Genomic DNA, 16388 nt, shown 5'->3' with positions numbered 1-16388 from the left:
CCGGATGTATCACCTGAGCCATTTCGCACGCGCCACCCCTAACAAGCTGGCCGTGCACTTCCTGGAGAGCGGCAAAGCATTCACCTTCGCCCAGCTGGAACGCCAAGCCAACCGAGCCGCCAACGCGCTGCTCTCGCTTGGCTTGAAGCAGCATGACTGCGTCGCGCTGTGCCTCGAGAACTCGCCTGAGCTGCTCTTCCTCACGCTGGCAGCGCAACGCGTCGGCCTGTACTACACGCTCATGTCGACGCGCCTTTCGGCGGTGGACTCCGCATACATCGTCAAAGACTCGCAAGCCCGCGTCGCCATCACATCTTCTTCGATGGACGGGTGGCACGCGCACTTCGCTGCGGCATCGGAAGATGCACCGCCCTTCCTCGCTCCCGGGCGGGAGATGCTGTACTCGTCGGGCACAACGGGCCGGCCCAAGGGCGTTCGCAAACCGCCTTTCGAGGGTGAATTCGACGGCATCGACAACCGCAACGCGGGGGTTGCGGCCGGATTCGGCCTGGATGCATCGTCGGTCTATCTCTCCACCTCGCCGCTTTACCACAGCGCGCCAAACCGGTTCCTGTCAGCGGCCATCCATCTCGGCGCGACCAGCATCGTGATGGAGAAATTCGATGCCGAACGTGCCCTCGCCGCCATCGACCGGTTCGCCTGCACGCATTCGCTCTGGGTGCCAACCATGTTCCATCGCCTGTTGCGCCTGGAGCCCCAGGTGCGCGAGCGGTACAGCACGGCCTCGATGATCCACGCCGTTCACGGAGCGGCGCCCTGCCCGGTCCACGTCAAGCAGGCAATGATCGACTGGTGGGGTCCCGTGCTCGACGAGTACTACTCCGGAACCGAAGGCATCGGCTCCACGGCAATCACCTCACGCGAATGGCTCACGCACAAGGGCTCCGTCGGGCGAGCCACGGACGGCATCCTGCACATCCTCGATGACGCAGGCAATGAGTTGCCGCCTGGGGAAACCGGGCAGGTCTACTTCGAGAGCAACGCCCAATTCGAGTACTGGAACGATCCGGGCAAGACCCGCGCCGCCACCAGCCCGCAAGGCTGGCGCTCGTTCGGCGACATCGGGCATGTCGATGCCGAGGGCTATCTCTATCTCACCGACCGCAAGGACTTCGTCATCATCTCGGGCGGCGTCAACATCTACCCGCAGGAGATCGAAGACGTGCTGCTGCAGGATCCACGCGTCGCGGACGCCGCGGTTTTCGGCATTCCGAACGAGGAGTTCGGCGAGGAAGTCAAGGCCGTCATCCAGCCGGCGCGGCCCGAGCAATCCGGACCGGCGGTCGCGGAGGCGCTGATGGCGCGCTGCCGCGAACTGCTCGGACCGAGCAAGACACCCAAAAGCATCGATTTCGAGTCCGATTTTCCGCGGCATGCGACCGGCAAACTCTACAAGAAGCTGTTGCGCGACCGCTACCTTCAACATGGAACTTCCTCATGAACAACGGCATTCTCACGCGCGCTGAAGCGGGCGTCTACACGATCTCCTTCGACCGGCTGGAGAGAAAGAACTCGATCACCGGGGCCATGTACGCGGCACTGACAGAAGCGTTGAGCGCGGCCGCGACGGATCCCTCGATACGTGTTGCCGTCCTGCAAGGCCACGAAACCATATTTTCAGCCGGCAATGACTTGGGCGACTTCGCCAAGACTCAGACAACGGACTCCGAGGCACCGGCGTTTCCATTCATGCGCGCCCTCGCCGCATTCCCCAAGCCGCTGCTGGCTGCCGTGTGTGGACCTGCCGTGGGAATCGGCACAACCATGCTGTTGCACTGCGACCTCGTCTACGCGGGCGACAACGCCGCCTTCACGATGCCGTTCGTCAATTTGGGGCTGTGCCCAGAGGCTGCCTCGAGCCTCTTGTTGCCGCAACTACTCGGCTACCACCGCGCGGCTGAAGCCTTGCTGTTCGGCGAGCCCCTGAGCGCGGATGCCGCTCTGGAGACCGGGTTGGTCAACAAGGTCTTGCCCGCGTCCCAGGTCAATGCCTATGCCCAAGGGCAAGCCGCCAGGCTCGCGGCGAAGCCCATCAGCAGCCTGGTGGAGATCAAGCGGCTGATGAAAGGCGGACAGCAAGCCGCGGTACTGCAGAGAATGGACGACGAAGGCTCGATCTTCAAGCGCATGCTGGTGGAGCCCGCCGCCAAGGAAGCGTTCAGCGCGTTCCTGCAAAAGCGCAAACCCGACTTTTCGACCATCGGGCCGGCCTTTCCGCTACCGAGTGGCCGTTGAAACAGCCTAGGCTGGGACGGGTTCCTGGAACCCCGCAAGCCGCTGGGTGATCAGCTGGTCGGCCTCGTCCATGATGCGATCGATCAGTTCCTGCACCGTGGGGATGTCGCGGATCAGCCCGACCACCATGCCGCAGCTCCAGGCGCCGGCGTCCATCTTGCCTTCCACCATCACGCGCGGGTAGACACCGGCGACCTGTTCCATGATGTCGTCGAACTTGAGATCGTCGCCCTTCGCCTGCTCGATCTCGATCAGTTGCTCGACCGCCGAGTTGGTCAGCACGCGCTCGGTGTTGCGCAGGCCGCGCATGACGAGCCTCGTGTCGAGCTCGGTCGCCGCGACGATCGCGTCCTTCACGTTCTGGTGAACCGGCGCTTCCTGGGTGGCCACAAACCTGGTGCCCATGTTCATCCCCTCGGCGCCCAGAGCGAGCGCCGCCACCAAACTGCGGCCGTCGGCCATTCCGCCGGACGCCACGAACGGGATCTTCAGCTCCTCCGCCGCGCGCGGCAGCAGGATCATGTTGGGCATGTCGTCCTCGCCCGGGTGGCCGCCGCACTCGAACCCGTCCACGCTGACCGCGTCGCAGCCGATGGCTTCGGCCTTCAGCGCGTGCCGCACCGAGGTGCACTTGTGGATGACCTTGATTCTGGCCTTCTTCAGCGCGGGCATGTACGCCTCCGGGCTGCGCCCGGCGGTCTCGACGATCCGCACGCCGCCCTCGACGATGGCGGCGATGTATTCGGGGTACGGCGGCGAGGCCAGTGTGGGCAGGAACGTGAGGTTCACCCCGAACGGCTGGTCCGTCATTTCGCGGCAGCGGCGGATCTCCTTCGCCAGCAGCTCTGGTGTTTTCTGGGTCAGGCCGGTAATCAGCCCCAGGCCGCCGGCATTGGACACCGCCGCGGCGAGCTCGGCGAAGCCGACGTAGTGCATTCCGCCCTGGATGATGGGGTGGCGGATGCCGAAAAGTTCAGTGATGCGTGTCTTCATTGGGTTCTTCTTTCACCAGGTTTCCATGTAAGGGCGCAGGTCCATCTCGAAAGTCCAGGCATCACGCGGCTGCGTGTGCAGGTACCAGTAGTTCTCCGCGATATGCTCGGGCTTCAGGATGCCGTCCTGTTCCCTCAGTGCGTAGCGTTCGGGGAACTGCGTGCGGATGAAGTCCGTGTCGATCGCACCGTCCACCACAATGTGTGCAACGTGGATGCCCTTGGGCCCGAGTTCGCGCGCCATGCTCTGCGCGAGCGCTCGCAGGGCATGCTTGGCGCCGGCAAATGCCGCGAAGTTGGCCGAGCCCCGAATTCCGGCCGTCGCACCGGTGAAGAGCATGGTGCCGCGGCCGCGCGCGACCATCCGGCGGGCGACCTCGCGCGCGTTGAGGAAAGCGCTGAACGTGGCCATCTCCCATATCTTCATGTACTTGCGTCCCGTCTCTTCCAGGATGCTGCTGGGCACATTGGCGCCGATGTTGAACACGAACACCTCGATCGGGCCGCGCTCTTTTTCGATCTGGTCGATCAGCGCGACGACGTCCTCCTCCTTGCGCGCATCGCTGCTGTAGCCGAATGCCGCGCCGCCGGCGGCGCGGATGCGCTCCACCGCGGGCTCCAACTTGTCTGCCGATCGGCGCGTGAGGCACGCCACATAGCCCTCGCGAGCGAATCGCGCGCCGATCGCACTGCCGGTGGCGTCGCCTGCGCCAATGACAAGCGCCACGCCGCGAGGGTCTGTCGATTTGTCCATGTGTCTCTCCTTTAAATAACGGTCGTTCAGTTATGCAACGATAAGCAATGAACGATCGTTTGTCAAACAAGAATTGGTGGGCCGGACAAGTCCCGTTGACAGGCGCCTGGAACTGACATAGCGTTCGTTTACCAAACGCTCGTTATTTTAAAGGAACCATGATGCGCAGAACCGTTGATTTCTTCTTCGACGTCGGCAGCCCGGCCTCGTACCTGGCCTGGACGCAGTTGCCCGGAATGTGCGAGAGCCACGGCGCGGAACTCGTTTACCGGCCGATGCTGCTCGGCGGTGTCTACCAGGCCACGGGCAACGCCTCGCCCGCCACCATCCCGGTCAAGGGGCGCTACGTACAGATGGACTACGAACGCCACGCCCGCCGCTACGGCGTGCCGTTCAAGGAGAACAAGCACTTCCCGATCATCACCCTGTTCCTGATGCGCGCGGCTACCGGCGTCCAGCTGCGCCGCCCCGAACAGTTGCAGCAACTGCTCGGCTGCGTGTTCAAGGCGCTCTGGATCGATGCGCTCAACCTGAACGAGCCGCAGCTCACGGCCGACATCCTGAAGGCCGGCGGCTTCGATCCGGCCGAGATCGAGCGCCTGACGCAGGACCCGGAGACCAAGGCCGCGCTCAAAGCCACGACCGAGGAAGCCGTCAAGCGCGGCGTGTTCGGGGCCCCGACGATCTTCGTCGGCGACCAGATGTTCTTCGGCCAGGACCGGATGGACTTCGTGCGCGAAGCGCTGGCGGCCTGAGCACCGGCGTCATCAGGAAACAACCATGGAACAACGACTCTGGCATGCGGCCTACCCAGCCGGCCTTTCCCGAGACCTGGACATTGAGGAGAGCGAGACGCTCGTGACCTTACTCGAGCGAGCCTTTGCGCGGTACGCTTCGCGCACCGCGGTCAGCTGCGCAGGTGAATCCCTTACCTTTGCCGAGGTGGAACGTGCATCGGCGCTGCTCGCGCGCTCGTTGCAGGCTGCAGGTCTCCAACGCGGCGATCGCGTCGCCCTCCTGTTGCACAACAACCTGCTCTATCCGGTGGCTTTGGCTGCGATCCTGCGCTCCGGCATGGTGGGCGTGACCATGAATCCCCTCTACACGACCCGCGAGTTGCTCCACCAGCTGGGCGACTCCGGCGCCGCCTTGTTGCTCGCCGGAGAGCCGTTCGTGCCGCTAGTAAGCGAGGTGCTGGACCAGACGCAGGTGCGCCATGTCCTGACAGTACCCATCCAACGCGTGAGGCAGGTACTGCTCGCTCCCGCCGCCCAGTCCGCGGCGCAGGCCGGCAGCCGGGACGCCCGGGTCGTATCGCTGCGCGATGCGATTTCGGCCTTGCCGCCATCCGGTTTCGTCTCCCACCAAGTCCAACCCTCGGACCTTTCCTTCCTGCAGTACACCGGCGGCACCACCGGCGTCTCGAAAGGGGCGTCCCTGACGCACCGCAATGTGCTTGCGAGCGTGCTGCAGATGCAATCCTGGCTGCGGCTCGTATTGGATCTGGAAGGCATGGAATTGATTACGCCGCTGCCGCTTTACCACATCTTCCCGCTTGGCATGACTTTGATGGCCCTGACCTGCGGCGCCCACAACCGCCTTGTTGTCAATCCGCGCGACAGCAAGGCGCTGTGCGACGAGTTGCAGCGGGCACCCTTCGACATGTTGATCGGCGTGAACACGATGTTCAACGCCATGGTGGCCTCGACTGAACTTCCGGAGGTAGATTTCTCCCGCTGCCGCCTGGTCATCGGCGCAGGCGCGTCGATCCAGGCGGCTGTCGCCAAGAAGTGGGTGGAGGCAGGCGGCCCGCCGATCACCGAAGCATATGGACTCACCGAAACTTCGCCTAGCGTCACCTTCAACGCCCCGGGTCGCAACGGCACCATTGGCGCGCCCGTACCATCGACGGACGTCCTGATCGTTGACGACGCTGGGCAACCGGTCCCGCTGGGCACGCCGGGTGAGTTGCTTATCAAGGGACCGCAGGTGTTCGCGGGCTACTGGAATCGGGAAGAGGAGACCCGCAAGGCATTCACCGCCGACGGCTGGTTCAAGACCGGCGATGTCGTCACGATGGATGCGCAAGGGTTGATGTACATCGTGGACCGGAAGAAGGACATGATCCTGGTGTCCGGCTTCAACGTCTATCCCAACGAGATCGAGGGTGTGGTCGCCATGCACCCTGACGTGCTCGAATGCGCGTGCATCGGCGTGCCGGACGAGCGATCGGCCGAGGCACCCCACGTGTTCGTGGTTCGCCGCTCACCCGGGTTGGTGGCTGAACAGCTCGAAGCGCACTGCCGCAAGCTCCTTGCGCCTTACAAGGTGCCGCGCCACATCACCTTCGTTGAGGCTTTGCCGAAGTCAGCCGTGGGCAAGATCCTGCGAAAGGAGCTGCGGCCGCAGAGTGTCTCGGTGGGCTGAACAGCTCGGCATATGCGCTGACTCAGCGCGCGATCTCCTCAACGGATAACCCTTCTATTCACAACATTTTGCCCGGTTCCGACCGGTGCATGGAGACAAACATGAAAACACTGACTCGCAGACTCTTTGATGCTGCGGTTGTTGTGGTCGCGCTTTGCGGCGCCGCCGCCGCCACCGCGCAGCCCTATCCGATCAAACCCATCCTGATCAAGATCGGTTACCCGGCCGGGGCCGGGGTCGACGCTGCAGTACGGCCATCCGTACCCGTGTTGCAGCGCGCCCTTGGACAAAACCTGGTAGTCGACAACATGCCCGGTGCGAGCGGCTCCATCGCGGCGATGAACGTGCTGAACGCGGCGGCCGACGGATACACGCTGCTCGCCACTAACGGTACGGATTTGGCGGTGGCGCCGCTCACGGTCGCTTCGGCCAAGTACACGTCCGACAGCTTCAAGCTCATCGGTTCGTTCGGCAGCGCGGACATGGTCCTCGTCAGTCATCCCGACCGCCCTTTCAACAACCTCAGCGCGCTCGTCGAACAGATGCAAAAGCCTGGCGCGAAGGAGTTGTCCATTGCCCACTGGGGCCAGGCCTCGCTCGCTCATCTTGCGGCCGATGAGTTGCAGAAGCGGGTCGGCGTCAAGTTGCTGGAGGTGCCGTACAAAGGCATCGCTCCCATTGCCACGGCCGTCGGCGGCGGCGACGTGGACCTCGCGTTTGTACCTCTTGGGGGGCCGATCCTGGGAATGATTCAGACCGGGCGGATCAAGGCCATCGCCATCGCGAGCACCAAGCGACATCCGCTCCTGCCGGAGCTCGCGACGCTCGGCGAGCACGCGCGATTCAAGAGCTTCGAGTTCGGCATCTGGGCGGGCTTGCTCGCACCCGCGCGTACACCCGATAGCGTTGTCGCGCGCCTGAACAAGGCCTTCCACGAGTGGAACGACAGTCCGGAATTTCTCGCGCTCGTGAACGCGCAGGGCTTGCGCAAGCTGGACTCCATGACGCCGCAGCAGGCAGCGGCCTTCTTGCGTGCAGAGAACGAAAAGTTCATCAACATCGCCAAGACCCTTAACCTGGTGCCGCAATAACGCGGCCGCGCGAGAAGGGCCCACACAATGACCGTTCGAGACTTTCACTACTACGAGCCCGCCAACGGCCACGGGCTCAGCCACAACCCGCTCAATGCGTTGGTCGCCCCGCGGCCCATCGGCTGGATCTCATCGCGCGACACGCAGGGGCGGGTCAATCTCGCGCCCTACAGTTTCTTCAACGCGTTCAACTACGACCCACCGATCATCGGATTTTCTTCGATCGCGTGGAAAGATAGCGTTCAAAACGCATCAGAAACGCGCGAGTTCACCTGGAACCTGGTCACCCGTGAACTGGGGGACCAGATGAACCAGACCTCATCACCGCTTCCGCACGGGGAAGACGAGTTCCCGTTTGCCGGCCTTACGGCCGTGGCCGGGCGCAAGGTCAACGTCCCGCGGGTGGGCGAAAGCCGCGCAGCCATGGAATGCAAGGTCATCGACATCGTGCAGTTCCGAAATACCGAAGGCGAAAAGGTAAGTGGCTGGCTCGTGTTGGGCGAGGTGGTGGCCGTATACATCGACAAGGCACTCGTGAGAGACGGCGTTTATCAGACAGCCGAGGCCTATCCGATCATGCGGTCCGGCGGGCTGAACGACTATGTGCAGGTATCGCCAGAAAACGTCTTTCAGATCGGGCGGCTCGCGGGCGCCAGCAGCCCGTCGTCGCATGGCAAGGGATAGCAACATCCGCAGAGACGGCACGTGCCATGTCGTGAAAGGCAATCGTCGAAACACCCGAGTCGAGGAAGGTCAGGGGCGCGCAATTGAAGGCGATAGGCCCCAGGCCGCCAAAGGCCACTCCCGGTCGAAGACCTGCTGCCGAAAGTCATTCTTGGCACTTCCCGTAACCCGATTTCGGCAGATCCCCCCAAAGGAATCCTCGGTGCGGCCGGCGATATCGCGCACAGCGGACCTCGAGATGTCAGAACTGATACGGTCGGGACCCTTTAGCCCTTGCATCGCGCGGGCTTCGGTCGGCGTGGCGATATCGAGACCGTGGTTCCCTAGGATGCCCAGGACGAACTGGATGAGGACCGGCGGCTTGAACATGCCCGTGTCGATGCAGAATTTGAGGTTGTAGAGGTGCCCAACGTCATAGCACTCGTGCTCAAACTTGACGCCCTCGCCTTCGCCCAGCTCCCGAGCCACCAGGGCGATGTCCCGAAAAGTATTGCGGAAGATGTAGCTGTCGAAGCTCAGGTAATCGCGTTCCCCGTCGAACTTCCACTCGCTGTACTTTGCTGCCGAAGGGTGCATCGAGAAGTTCATGCTGCCCATGTTGAGCGAAGTCAGAGACCCGCTTGGCTGGTGCGATGCGCTCGGCCAGGAAGGGAACCCGCCATCCCCACGAGAGGAACGCAGCGTCGCTCATCGTGAGAGTCGTGAGCAAGAAAGTCGCACTGGAAAGTAAGAATCCAAGCGCTGGTCCGAGCTGTGGGTACATGCCGTAGTACCCGCGCCGGTGTACCGGTGCCAACTCCGCCGTCACGACGGTCGCACCGGCCCACTCGCCACCCATGGCAAGGCCTTGGATGCAGCGCAGAAGCACCAGCAGGATGGCAGGCCACGCCCCAATTTCCTGTGCCGGGGTCCCAGCCTCGGCCTCTTCAAGACTGGCCAGTAGGTGCTCGGCCAAGTCATGCACACAAAGTGGCCGATGCCCCTGCTCAACCCCTTAGGCGTTGACGTCGACGACGGTGCGGCCGCGAACCTGTCCCTCGAAGATCCTCCCGACGATGGCGGGCACATCGGCCAGGCCGATGACCTGGGTCGTGCGGGCGAGCTTGGCGAGGTCCAGGTCGCGGGCGAGTCGCGACCATGCCTCGACGCGAACGTGCTGCGGGGCATTGACCGAGTCAATGCCGGCGAGGGTCACGTTGCGCAGGATGAAGGGCAGCACCGATGCCGGAAGATCTAGCCCTTGAGCCAAGCCGCACGCCGTCACCACGCCGCGATATTTCGTTTGCGCCAGCACGTTGGCCAAGGTGTAGCTGCCCACGGAATCCACGGCGCCGGCCCATCTTTCCCTCGCGATGGGCGCGCCTGCTTCCGAGAGGGTCTTGCGATCGAGGATCTCGGCCGCGCCGAGATCGCGAAGGTACTGGCTTTCCTGCAGCCGTCCCGTGGACGCGATGACGCGATAGCCGAGGTCCGACAAAAGCGCAATCGCGATCGAGCCGACGCCGCCATTCGCGCCAGTGACGATGATGTCGCCACGGTCGGGTGTAATCCCGCCATGTTCCAACGCGAGGACCGATAGCATCGCCGTATACCCGGCTGTGCCGATGGCCATCGCATCCCAGGTCGAGAATACTTCCGGGAGCTTGATTACCCACTCGCCCTTGACGCGCGCCCTCTGCGCATAGCCGCCGTGGTGTGTCTGGCTCAACCCCCAGCTGTTGACGACCACACGGTCCCCGACTGCGATACCGGGATACGACGATGCCTCGACCGTACCCGCCAGGTCGATGCCCGGGATCAGTGGGAACGTCTTGATGACGTCAGTACGGCCGCTGATCGCCAGCGCGTCCTTGTAGTTGACGGTCGAATAGTCGACGGCGATCGACACGTCCCCAGGCATGAGATCTTGCTCGCTCATGTCGACCACGCGGGTCGAAACCGTCTTACCGTCTTGGGTGGCGAGTAGTGCTTTGAATGTCATGATGCAGCCCTCAAGTCGAGTTTCAAATCTTTTCGGATTCCCGAGTCCGGCAGCCCGGACGGAGCGAACCTGCGCAGGAAGCGCAGGCGGCTGGCAAGGCCCCCGGGGGTGTAGCGCACCTTCGGGCGAGAAGCGGCTGCCGCTTTCAGGACCGCGTCTGCCACCACGGCCGGCTCGTCGGCTGCCGCCACCACCTCGTTCAAGGTTTTGCCCAGAGCCGCTCGCACCTCGCGATACTCATCGAGCTTGGCGTCCGGCTCCGCGAAATTCGCGTCGAACCGCGTCTTGGTATAGGCGGGCTCGATGACCGAAACCCGAATGCCCCGGGTGCGCAGTTCATGGTCGAGCGACTCCGAGTAGCCCTCGACCGCGTGCTTGGTCGCGGCATACAGGGCCCCATAGGGCATCGGCAGGAAACCCAGCACTGAACCGATGTTGATGATGCGGCCTGCGCCCTGCTTGCGCATGTGCGGCACGACGGCACGCGTCATCCGAACGATTCCGAAGAAGTTGGTGTCAAAGATCGAGCGGGCCTGCTCGATGGAGCTCTCTTCCGCGGCGGCAGGGGCAACACCGAAACCGGCGTTGTTCACGAGCAGGTCGATGCGGCCTTCAGTGTGAATCAGTTCCTGCACGGCGGCTTCCACCGATTCATCGCTGGTGACGTCCAGCGCCAGCATCGCGAACGGTTGGCTTCCCGCCTGGCCGCCCCGCCTGCTGGTGCCGTAGACCTTGTAGCCCGCGTGCGCGAGCCGCTGGGCAGTCGCTTGGCCGATGCCGGACGAGGCACCGGTGACGAGTGCGACCTTGCTTTTCATCATCGACCTCTTTCAGGCAGGTGTCACGAGATAAACGCCCGGCTCGGCCGAGAGCCCTTGCTTGACCGCGCGTGTCCGCTCGTCGGCCAGGACTTCCTCGGCGCCTGCTTCGACTGCGTCCAGGACGTGGCGCACGACCACGTCGGGCGAGGACTTGGGCATATCGATCGCGGTTGTCATATCGGTGTCGACGAAGGCGACGTGCATGCCGATTACTTGCGTCTTTTGGGCGCGCAGTTCGTGGCGCAGGCTGTTGGTGAGGCCCCAGGCTGCCGACTTGCTGGCGCCGTAGGTGCCCAGCGCCGGGCGGTTGATCCAGCTCGCGATGGAGAGCACGTTCAGGATCGCGCCACCGCCATTCGCCGCCAACACCGGCGCGAATGCCTTGCTCAGGCGCAACGGACCGAAGAAATTGGTTTCAAGCTGGGCGCGCGCCGATTCTTCACTGCCGTCTGCGAGAAAGCCGCCGAAGTTCGCGATGCCCGCATTGTTGATCAGCAGCGTGACGTCGCCGCAACGCGCCGCGGCAGCGTCAACCTCGGCAGGGTTGGTCACATCGAGTTGGATGGGCTCAACGCCGGCCAGTTTGACGCTCGCCGGGTTTCGGGCGCCGGCGTAGACCTTGCGCGCGCCGCGGGCTAGCGCCTCGCGTGCGAAGGCCAGCCCGATGCCACGGTTGGCGCCAGTGATGAAGACGATGGCGTTGTCGAGTTTCATGGCGAGGTCTCCTGGTGATAGGCTAGAGGTCAACCAGCTAATATGATCATCGTCATATTTGGTGAATGGAAAATCCGGACAGGCCGAATTCACATGGGTCAAAGGTGCCGGCGGGTGTCGTACTGGGCAAGCAGCTGCCGGCGCACCGCGGCCAGCAGCGACTTGCCTTCGGCATTGGCGCCAAGGGCGCGCGCCATCTGCAAGGCGCCCACCATCTGGCTCGCGATCGAGGCGGCCGCTTCCGGCTCAACACCTGGCGGCAATGCCTGCTGCACAGCATCCAGCATCCTTCGGACACTCTGCCCGGCGGCCTTTTGCACTGCCGTCGATTGGCGGGGCATCTCGGACGCGAGCGCGGCCACGGCACAGCCAATTTCAGCGCTCTTCAGGTGGGCCTCGGACAGATAGCCCACGACCAGTTTGTGAAAGGCGCTGATGCCTCGCAGTCGCGCGTCCTGGGCGCTGCTGAGAACGTTCTTGGCGTTCTCGAGCCCTGCGCTCTCGATCGCCTCAACCAGCAACGCATCGCGCGACGGAAAGTGCGCGTAGAAGCCGCCATGCGTCAGCCCGGCTTCTTTCATGATGTCGGCGACGCCGACACCGGCGAAGCCCTCGCGCCGGATCGCCCGCGCGGCGGTTTCAACGATGCGTTGATGGCTCAATTCCTTGCGGCTAGGTTGGCGGGTCGTGCTCACGGACGGATTCTAGTGCAAGGATATGATGCTCATCATATTGTCGGCCACGCGCCCTGGCGACCGATGGTAAGAGTCGCTCGGCGCCTTGACACGAGGGCCGCGACGGCATACGCTTTATTTTACTAAACGGTCGTTCTTTAACATGCCGGCGTTTGACATAACCGGCACGCAACTGGACAGCAGCGTTCAAGCCTTCGTTGACAAGCGCGCTCCGCGATTTCACCCTGAAAGCCTCCAAGGACAAGCATCATGAGCAAAGACATCGTCATCAGCTCCCCCGCGCGCAGCGCCATCGCCAGTTTCGGTGGATCGCTCAAGACAACGCCTACAGCCGCACTGGGCGCACATGCCATCGCTACCACGTTGCGCCGTTCCGGTCTTGACCCGGCACGTGTCGATTCAGTCGTGATGGGCAACGTCGTGCAAGCCGGCAATGGCATGAACGTGGCGCGGCAGGCGGCGATCCACGGGGGCTTGCCAGTGAGCGTACCCGCCATGACCGTGAACCGCGTCTGCGGCTCCGGCGCCCAAGGTGTCGCGACCGCGTATGCGGAAGTGCTCGCCGGCGTTTCGCGCATCGTGATCGCCGGTGGAGTCGAGAACATGGACCGCGCGCCCTACCTGCTGCTTGGCATGCGCTTCGGCGCCCGCATGGGAAATGCCGAGGCCATGGATTCCCTGCTGCTCGACGGATTGAACGACGCCTTCTCCGGCAAGCATTCCGGCTGGCATACGGAGGACCTGGTGCAGAAGTACGGCGTCTCGCGCGAAGCCCAGGACGCTTTTGCGGCGCAAAGTCAACAGCGGTTCGCGGCTGCGCAAGTGGCGGGATGGTTCCAGGAGGAGATCGAGCCGTTGACGATCAAGGGCAACAAAGGGGCGACGATCTTCGCTTCGGATGAAGGAAACCGCCCGGACACCACGGTGGAAACGCTCGCACGCCTCAAGCCCGCGTTCCGCCCCGACGGCACGATCACTGCAGGCAACGCACCCGGCATCAACGGCGGCGCTGCCGCCATGATCGTCTGTGAAAGTTCGGTAGCACGTGAAGCCGGCCTAACGCCGTTGCTCGCCATCCGCAGCGTTGCGGTGGCAGGTGTCGAGCCGGGCTTCTTCGGCTTGGGGCCTTTGCCTGCTATCCGTCAGGCGCTCGACCGCGCGGGGTGGAAGGTGGGTGACGTCGATCGCTACGAGGTCAATGAAGCTTTCGCGTCCATCGCAATCGTGGTTCGCGATGAGCTCAAGATCGACCCATCACGCTTCAACATCGATGGCGGAGCGATCGCCCACGGCCATCCGATCGGCGCCACCGGCGCGATCCTCATCACCAAGGTCGCCCACGCGCTGAAGCGAACGGGTGGCAGCAAGGCGGTGGTGTCGCTGTGCATCGGCGGAGGGCAAGGCATCGCGTTGTGCCTCGAGCGCGTTTGATCATTCGCGTCATCATGGCTAAACGCTTTGCCAAGGAGGTTACATCGTGAGGAGTCTTTCGTGAGCTTCGAGGCAAACGGCGACCGGGCAGCTTTCCAGCTGCGATTCCGCTCGCTCGTTGGCGAAGCGAACGAGTTCACGTGCCCGTGTGACGCGGCGGGTCATGTGGTCATGGACGAGATGAGCGAACGTGGCGCCGCGCGGCGCTTCATGAACCTGCTCGGTTCGCCCAACTGGATCAGCGGCGTGGCGCTGTGCTCGAGCAACACGGCGGCCATCAACCGTATGGTCTACGGTTGGTACCCGTATCCGGATTACGCGCAGACGAATTGCATCGTGCTCTTCGGGCACAACCCCAAGCAGCACTCCTGGACGCCGATCTACAACGCCATCCGCCGGGCGCAGGAGCGCGGCGCCAAACTGATCGTGATGGACCCGCGCAAAAGCGAGAGCGCCGAGCGCGCCGATCTCTGGCTGCCCTTGAAGCCCGGCACGGACGCGGCCATGTGCTTCGGCTGGTTGAAAGTCATCCTCGACGAGGAGCTGTACGATAAAGCCTTCGTCGAAAAGTGGACCACTGGCTTCGCTGAGTTTCGAAAGCGTGTCGACGAGTTCCCGCTGGTGCGCGTGGCCGCCATTACAGGCGTCGCCCCAGAACTGATCGCCCAGGCGGCGCGCATGTACGCCACCACCGGTCCCGCGGTGATCCCGTGGACACCGATCACCGACCAGCAGCGCAACTCCACGTCGGCGATTCGCCTGATGTGCAGCCTGCGCGCGCTCTGCGGCTATGTCGACGTGCCGGGCGGCGAACTGCTGCACGGATTCCATCCCGACATCATTCACGAGTCGGAGCTCGAACTACATGACGCCCTGCCCGAAGCGCAGCGTGCGAAGCAGCTAGGCGCGGACAAGCATCCTGCGTTCACGTACCGCGGCACCGCGGCGCTGGGGGAACCGGCCAAGCGGGTTTGGGGCTATGAATGGCCGAACATCGTGAGCGGCAGCTACATGGCCAATCCTTCGGCCGTGTTCCGCGCTATGGCCGACGGCGACCCGTACCCGGTCAAGGCTTTCGTCACGCTGGGCAACAACACGCTGATGAGTTTTGCCAACATGCAACTGATCCAGCGCGCGATGATGAACCAGGACCTCATCGTCGCCGTCGAGCACTTCCGCACGCCCACCGCGCAGCTGGCCGACTACATCCTGCCGGGCGATGCCTGGCTAGAGCGCAATTGCCTCAGCGACGCTTTCGGCTGGACCGCAATCTACCGGCCTTCGCAAAAAGTGGTCGAACCGCCCGGCGAGTGCCGGGGCGTCTATCACTTCTGGCGCGAGCTGGCGATCCGCATGGGCCTGGGCGAGCAATTTCCATGGGCCACCAACGAGGACGTGCTTGATTTTCGGCTGCAGCGCATGGGAATGACGTTCGAGACGTTCGCCGAGAAGCACCCTTATCACCTGCACAAGCCGCGCTACCGCAAGTATGAGCAGGCCGGGTTCGCCACGCCGTCGGGCAGAGTCGAGTTGAGGTCAATCATCCTGGGCGAGCTCGGCTTCGATCCTTTGCCTTACTGGCGCGACGAGCCGCCGCACGATCCGGCTTGGCCGCTGACGATGTTCATGGGCGTGCGCGAGGACGAGTACTTTCAGACCGGGCATCGGCACATCGCTGCGCTGCGCACGCGAAGTCCGGAGCCGAGGATGTTCGTCGCCGCGGTGACGGCGGCGCACGCCGGCCTCGTCGAGGGCCAATGGGCCCAAGTGGTAACGCCGCAAGGCCGCGTCAAGCTCAGGACCGCCATTCGCGCCGAGATGCCAGAGCGGACGGTGCGCGTGCCGCACGGCTGGTGGTTGCCGGAACGACCGGAAGGCGACGGCACGCTCTCAGGTGCGTGGGAATATGCCGACGCGCAGATCTGCCCCGATGACGATGACTATCTCGACATGGAACAGGGCATCCCGCACCTCAAGGGCATCCCCTGCAATGTGCGGGCGATCGAGGCGCCGGCCCACTGGGTGAAGTGAGCCGGCCTGTTCGTAGGCCGGTATCGGTACTGCGGCCAGGCCCACTGACGATCCGGACGAATATCGTAGCGCTTGCGCATCGCCCACCACTGACGGGGCCTGACCCGTGTCCGAGATGCACACGCCGCCACTACGCGCGTCTTCCGCAAATCCGAAGGACGGCAGACAGTCTGAAGCCGAAGTTGGCCTCCTTCCCAACAACGGCAGCCACCGGGCGGCGCCGCAGAGTGCGGCGCCCTCATTCTCGTTTGCGCTTTGCGCCCACCACGGCCGAAACTTTTTTTAGCCAAGAATTTTTCTCAAATTCGACCCGCTGGCCTCGGAAGAAGTATCCACAACCTTTGCAAACTGAGGGCGACGTGAGGCCGTTCGGCGCCCTAGGCGAAAATTTGGCTCAAGTTTTTAGTCGAAAAATCCCGCAACTCAAATTCGAGCAAATGACGCCATCTCACCTAGGGAAAAATCCCGCAACCTTAGTAAACCTAAGAAAATGTTCCTTGCCAACAGAGTC

15 protein-coding genes and 1 pseudogene are annotated in these 16388 nt (G+C 63.5%); 8 read left to right on the top strand and 8 right to left on the bottom strand.

Annotated elements, in window-relative coordinates; all coding sequences use genetic code 11:
* Nucleotides 1-4 precede the first annotated feature (4 nt).
* Together EJI01_RS25935 and EJI01_RS25930 are read left to right on the top strand one after the other, a co-directional pair.
* On the top strand, nt 5-1462 hold the full coding sequence (locus EJI01_RS25935; RefSeq protein ID WP_126840016.1) for an AMP-binding protein: 1458 nt from the start codon (nt 5-7) through the stop codon (nt 1460-1462).
* Nucleotides 1459-2256 (top strand): enoyl-CoA hydratase, encoded by a 798-nt coding sequence (locus tag EJI01_RS25930; protein WP_126839995.1) that lies wholly within the window; start codon nt 1459-1461, stop codon nt 2254-2256. The genes EJI01_RS25935 and EJI01_RS25930 overlap by 4 nt, the downstream gene beginning before the upstream one ends.
* A gap of 6 nt (nt 2257-2262) precedes the next feature.
* Here the strand turns inward: EJI01_RS25930 and EJI01_RS25925 are convergent, their stop codons facing one another.
* Together EJI01_RS25925 and EJI01_RS25920 are read right to left on the bottom strand one after the other, a co-directional pair.
* Nucleotides 2263-3249, bottom strand: a complete 987-nt coding sequence (locus tag EJI01_RS25925) for an NAD(P)H-dependent flavin oxidoreductase (protein ID WP_126839994.1) — start codon at nt 3247-3249, stop codon at nt 2263-2265.
* A 12-nt stretch (nt 3250-3261) separates the two neighbouring features.
* Nucleotides 3262-4002, bottom strand: a complete 741-nt coding sequence (locus tag EJI01_RS25920) for an SDR family oxidoreductase (protein WP_126839993.1) — start codon at nt 4000-4002, stop codon at nt 3262-3264.
* A 161-nt stretch (nt 4003-4163) separates the two neighbouring features.
* Between EJI01_RS25920 and EJI01_RS25915 the strand changes: the two genes are divergently transcribed.
* From EJI01_RS25915 to EJI01_RS25900, 4 genes are all read left to right on the top strand, one after another.
* On the top strand, nt 4164-4757 hold the full coding sequence (locus EJI01_RS25915; protein ID WP_126840015.1) for a 2-hydroxychromene-2-carboxylate isomerase: 594 nt from the start codon (nt 4164-4166) through the stop codon (nt 4755-4757).
* A 25-nt stretch (nt 4758-4782) separates the two neighbouring features.
* Nucleotides 4783-6429 carry an AMP-binding protein gene (locus EJI01_RS25910; protein WP_126839992.1) on the top strand — a complete coding sequence of 549 codons (1647 nt, stop codon included), beginning with the start codon at nt 4783-4785 and terminating at the stop codon, nt 6427-6429.
* A 101-nt stretch (nt 6430-6530) separates the two neighbouring features.
* A complete protein-coding gene (locus EJI01_RS25905; protein ID WP_126839991.1) occupies nt 6531-7520 on the top strand; it encodes a tripartite tricarboxylate transporter substrate binding protein in 990 nt (329 codons plus the stop codon).
* 27 nt (nt 7521-7547) lie between these two features.
* On the top strand, nt 7548-8204 hold the full coding sequence (locus tag EJI01_RS25900; protein WP_126839990.1) for a flavin reductase family protein: 657 nt from the start codon (nt 7548-7550) through the stop codon (nt 8202-8204).
* Between the two features lie 69 nt (nt 8205-8273).
* On the opposite strand, the gene EJI01_RS29490 is transcribed toward EJI01_RS25900, so the two are convergent.
* The 6 genes and pseudogenes from EJI01_RS29490 to EJI01_RS25870 form a co-directional block, all read right to left on the bottom strand.
* On the bottom strand, nt 8274-8816 hold the full coding sequence (locus tag EJI01_RS29490; protein WP_260602689.1) for a 3-keto-5-aminohexanoate cleavage protein: 543 nt from the start codon (nt 8814-8816) through the stop codon (nt 8274-8276).
* Nucleotides 8817-8853: 37 nt separating this feature from the next.
* Nucleotides 8854-9072: pseudogene (locus EJI01_RS29730) on the bottom strand (MFS transporter); the annotation flags it as partial.
* A 126-nt stretch (nt 9073-9198) separates the two neighbouring features.
* Entirely contained in the window at nt 9199-10185 is a 987-nt protein-coding gene (locus tag EJI01_RS25885; RefSeq protein WP_126839988.1) for an MDR family oxidoreductase, read from the bottom strand.
* Entirely contained in the window at nt 10182-11003 is an 822-nt protein-coding gene (locus tag EJI01_RS25880; protein WP_126840013.1) for an oxidoreductase, read from the bottom strand. Before EJI01_RS25880 ends, EJI01_RS25885 begins: the two co-directional genes overlap by 4 nt.
* 12 nt (nt 11004-11015) lie before the next feature.
* Nucleotides 11016-11720 carry an SDR family oxidoreductase gene (locus EJI01_RS25875; protein WP_126840012.1) on the bottom strand — a complete coding sequence of 235 codons (705 nt, stop codon included), beginning with the start codon at nt 11718-11720 and terminating at the stop codon, nt 11016-11018.
* A gap of 98 nt (nt 11721-11818) precedes the next feature.
* Entirely contained in the window at nt 11819-12415 is a 597-nt protein-coding gene (locus EJI01_RS25870; protein WP_126839987.1) for a TetR/AcrR family transcriptional regulator, read from the bottom strand.
* A gap of 246 nt (nt 12416-12661) precedes the next feature.
* On the opposite strand from EJI01_RS25870, the gene EJI01_RS25865 reads away from it, so the two are divergent.
* Together EJI01_RS25865 and EJI01_RS25860 are read left to right on the top strand one after the other, a co-directional pair.
* Nucleotides 12662-13846: a thiolase family protein gene (locus EJI01_RS25865; protein WP_221885717.1), complete on the top strand. Its 1185-nt coding sequence runs from the start codon at nt 12662-12664 to the stop codon at nt 13844-13846.
* A 60-nt stretch (nt 13847-13906) separates the two neighbouring features.
* Nucleotides 13907-15877, top strand: coding sequence for a molybdopterin-dependent oxidoreductase (locus EJI01_RS25860; RefSeq protein ID WP_126839985.1), 1971 nt, complete (start codon nt 13907-13909; stop codon nt 15875-15877).
* Nucleotides 15878-16388 lie beyond the last annotated feature (511 nt).

This window comes from Variovorax sp. MHTC-1 (genome assembly GCF_003984645.1).
Taxonomy (GTDB): Bacteria; Pseudomonadota; Gammaproteobacteria; order Burkholderiales; family Burkholderiaceae_C; genus Variovorax.
This window is presented reverse-complemented; position numbering and strand designations above follow the sequence as displayed.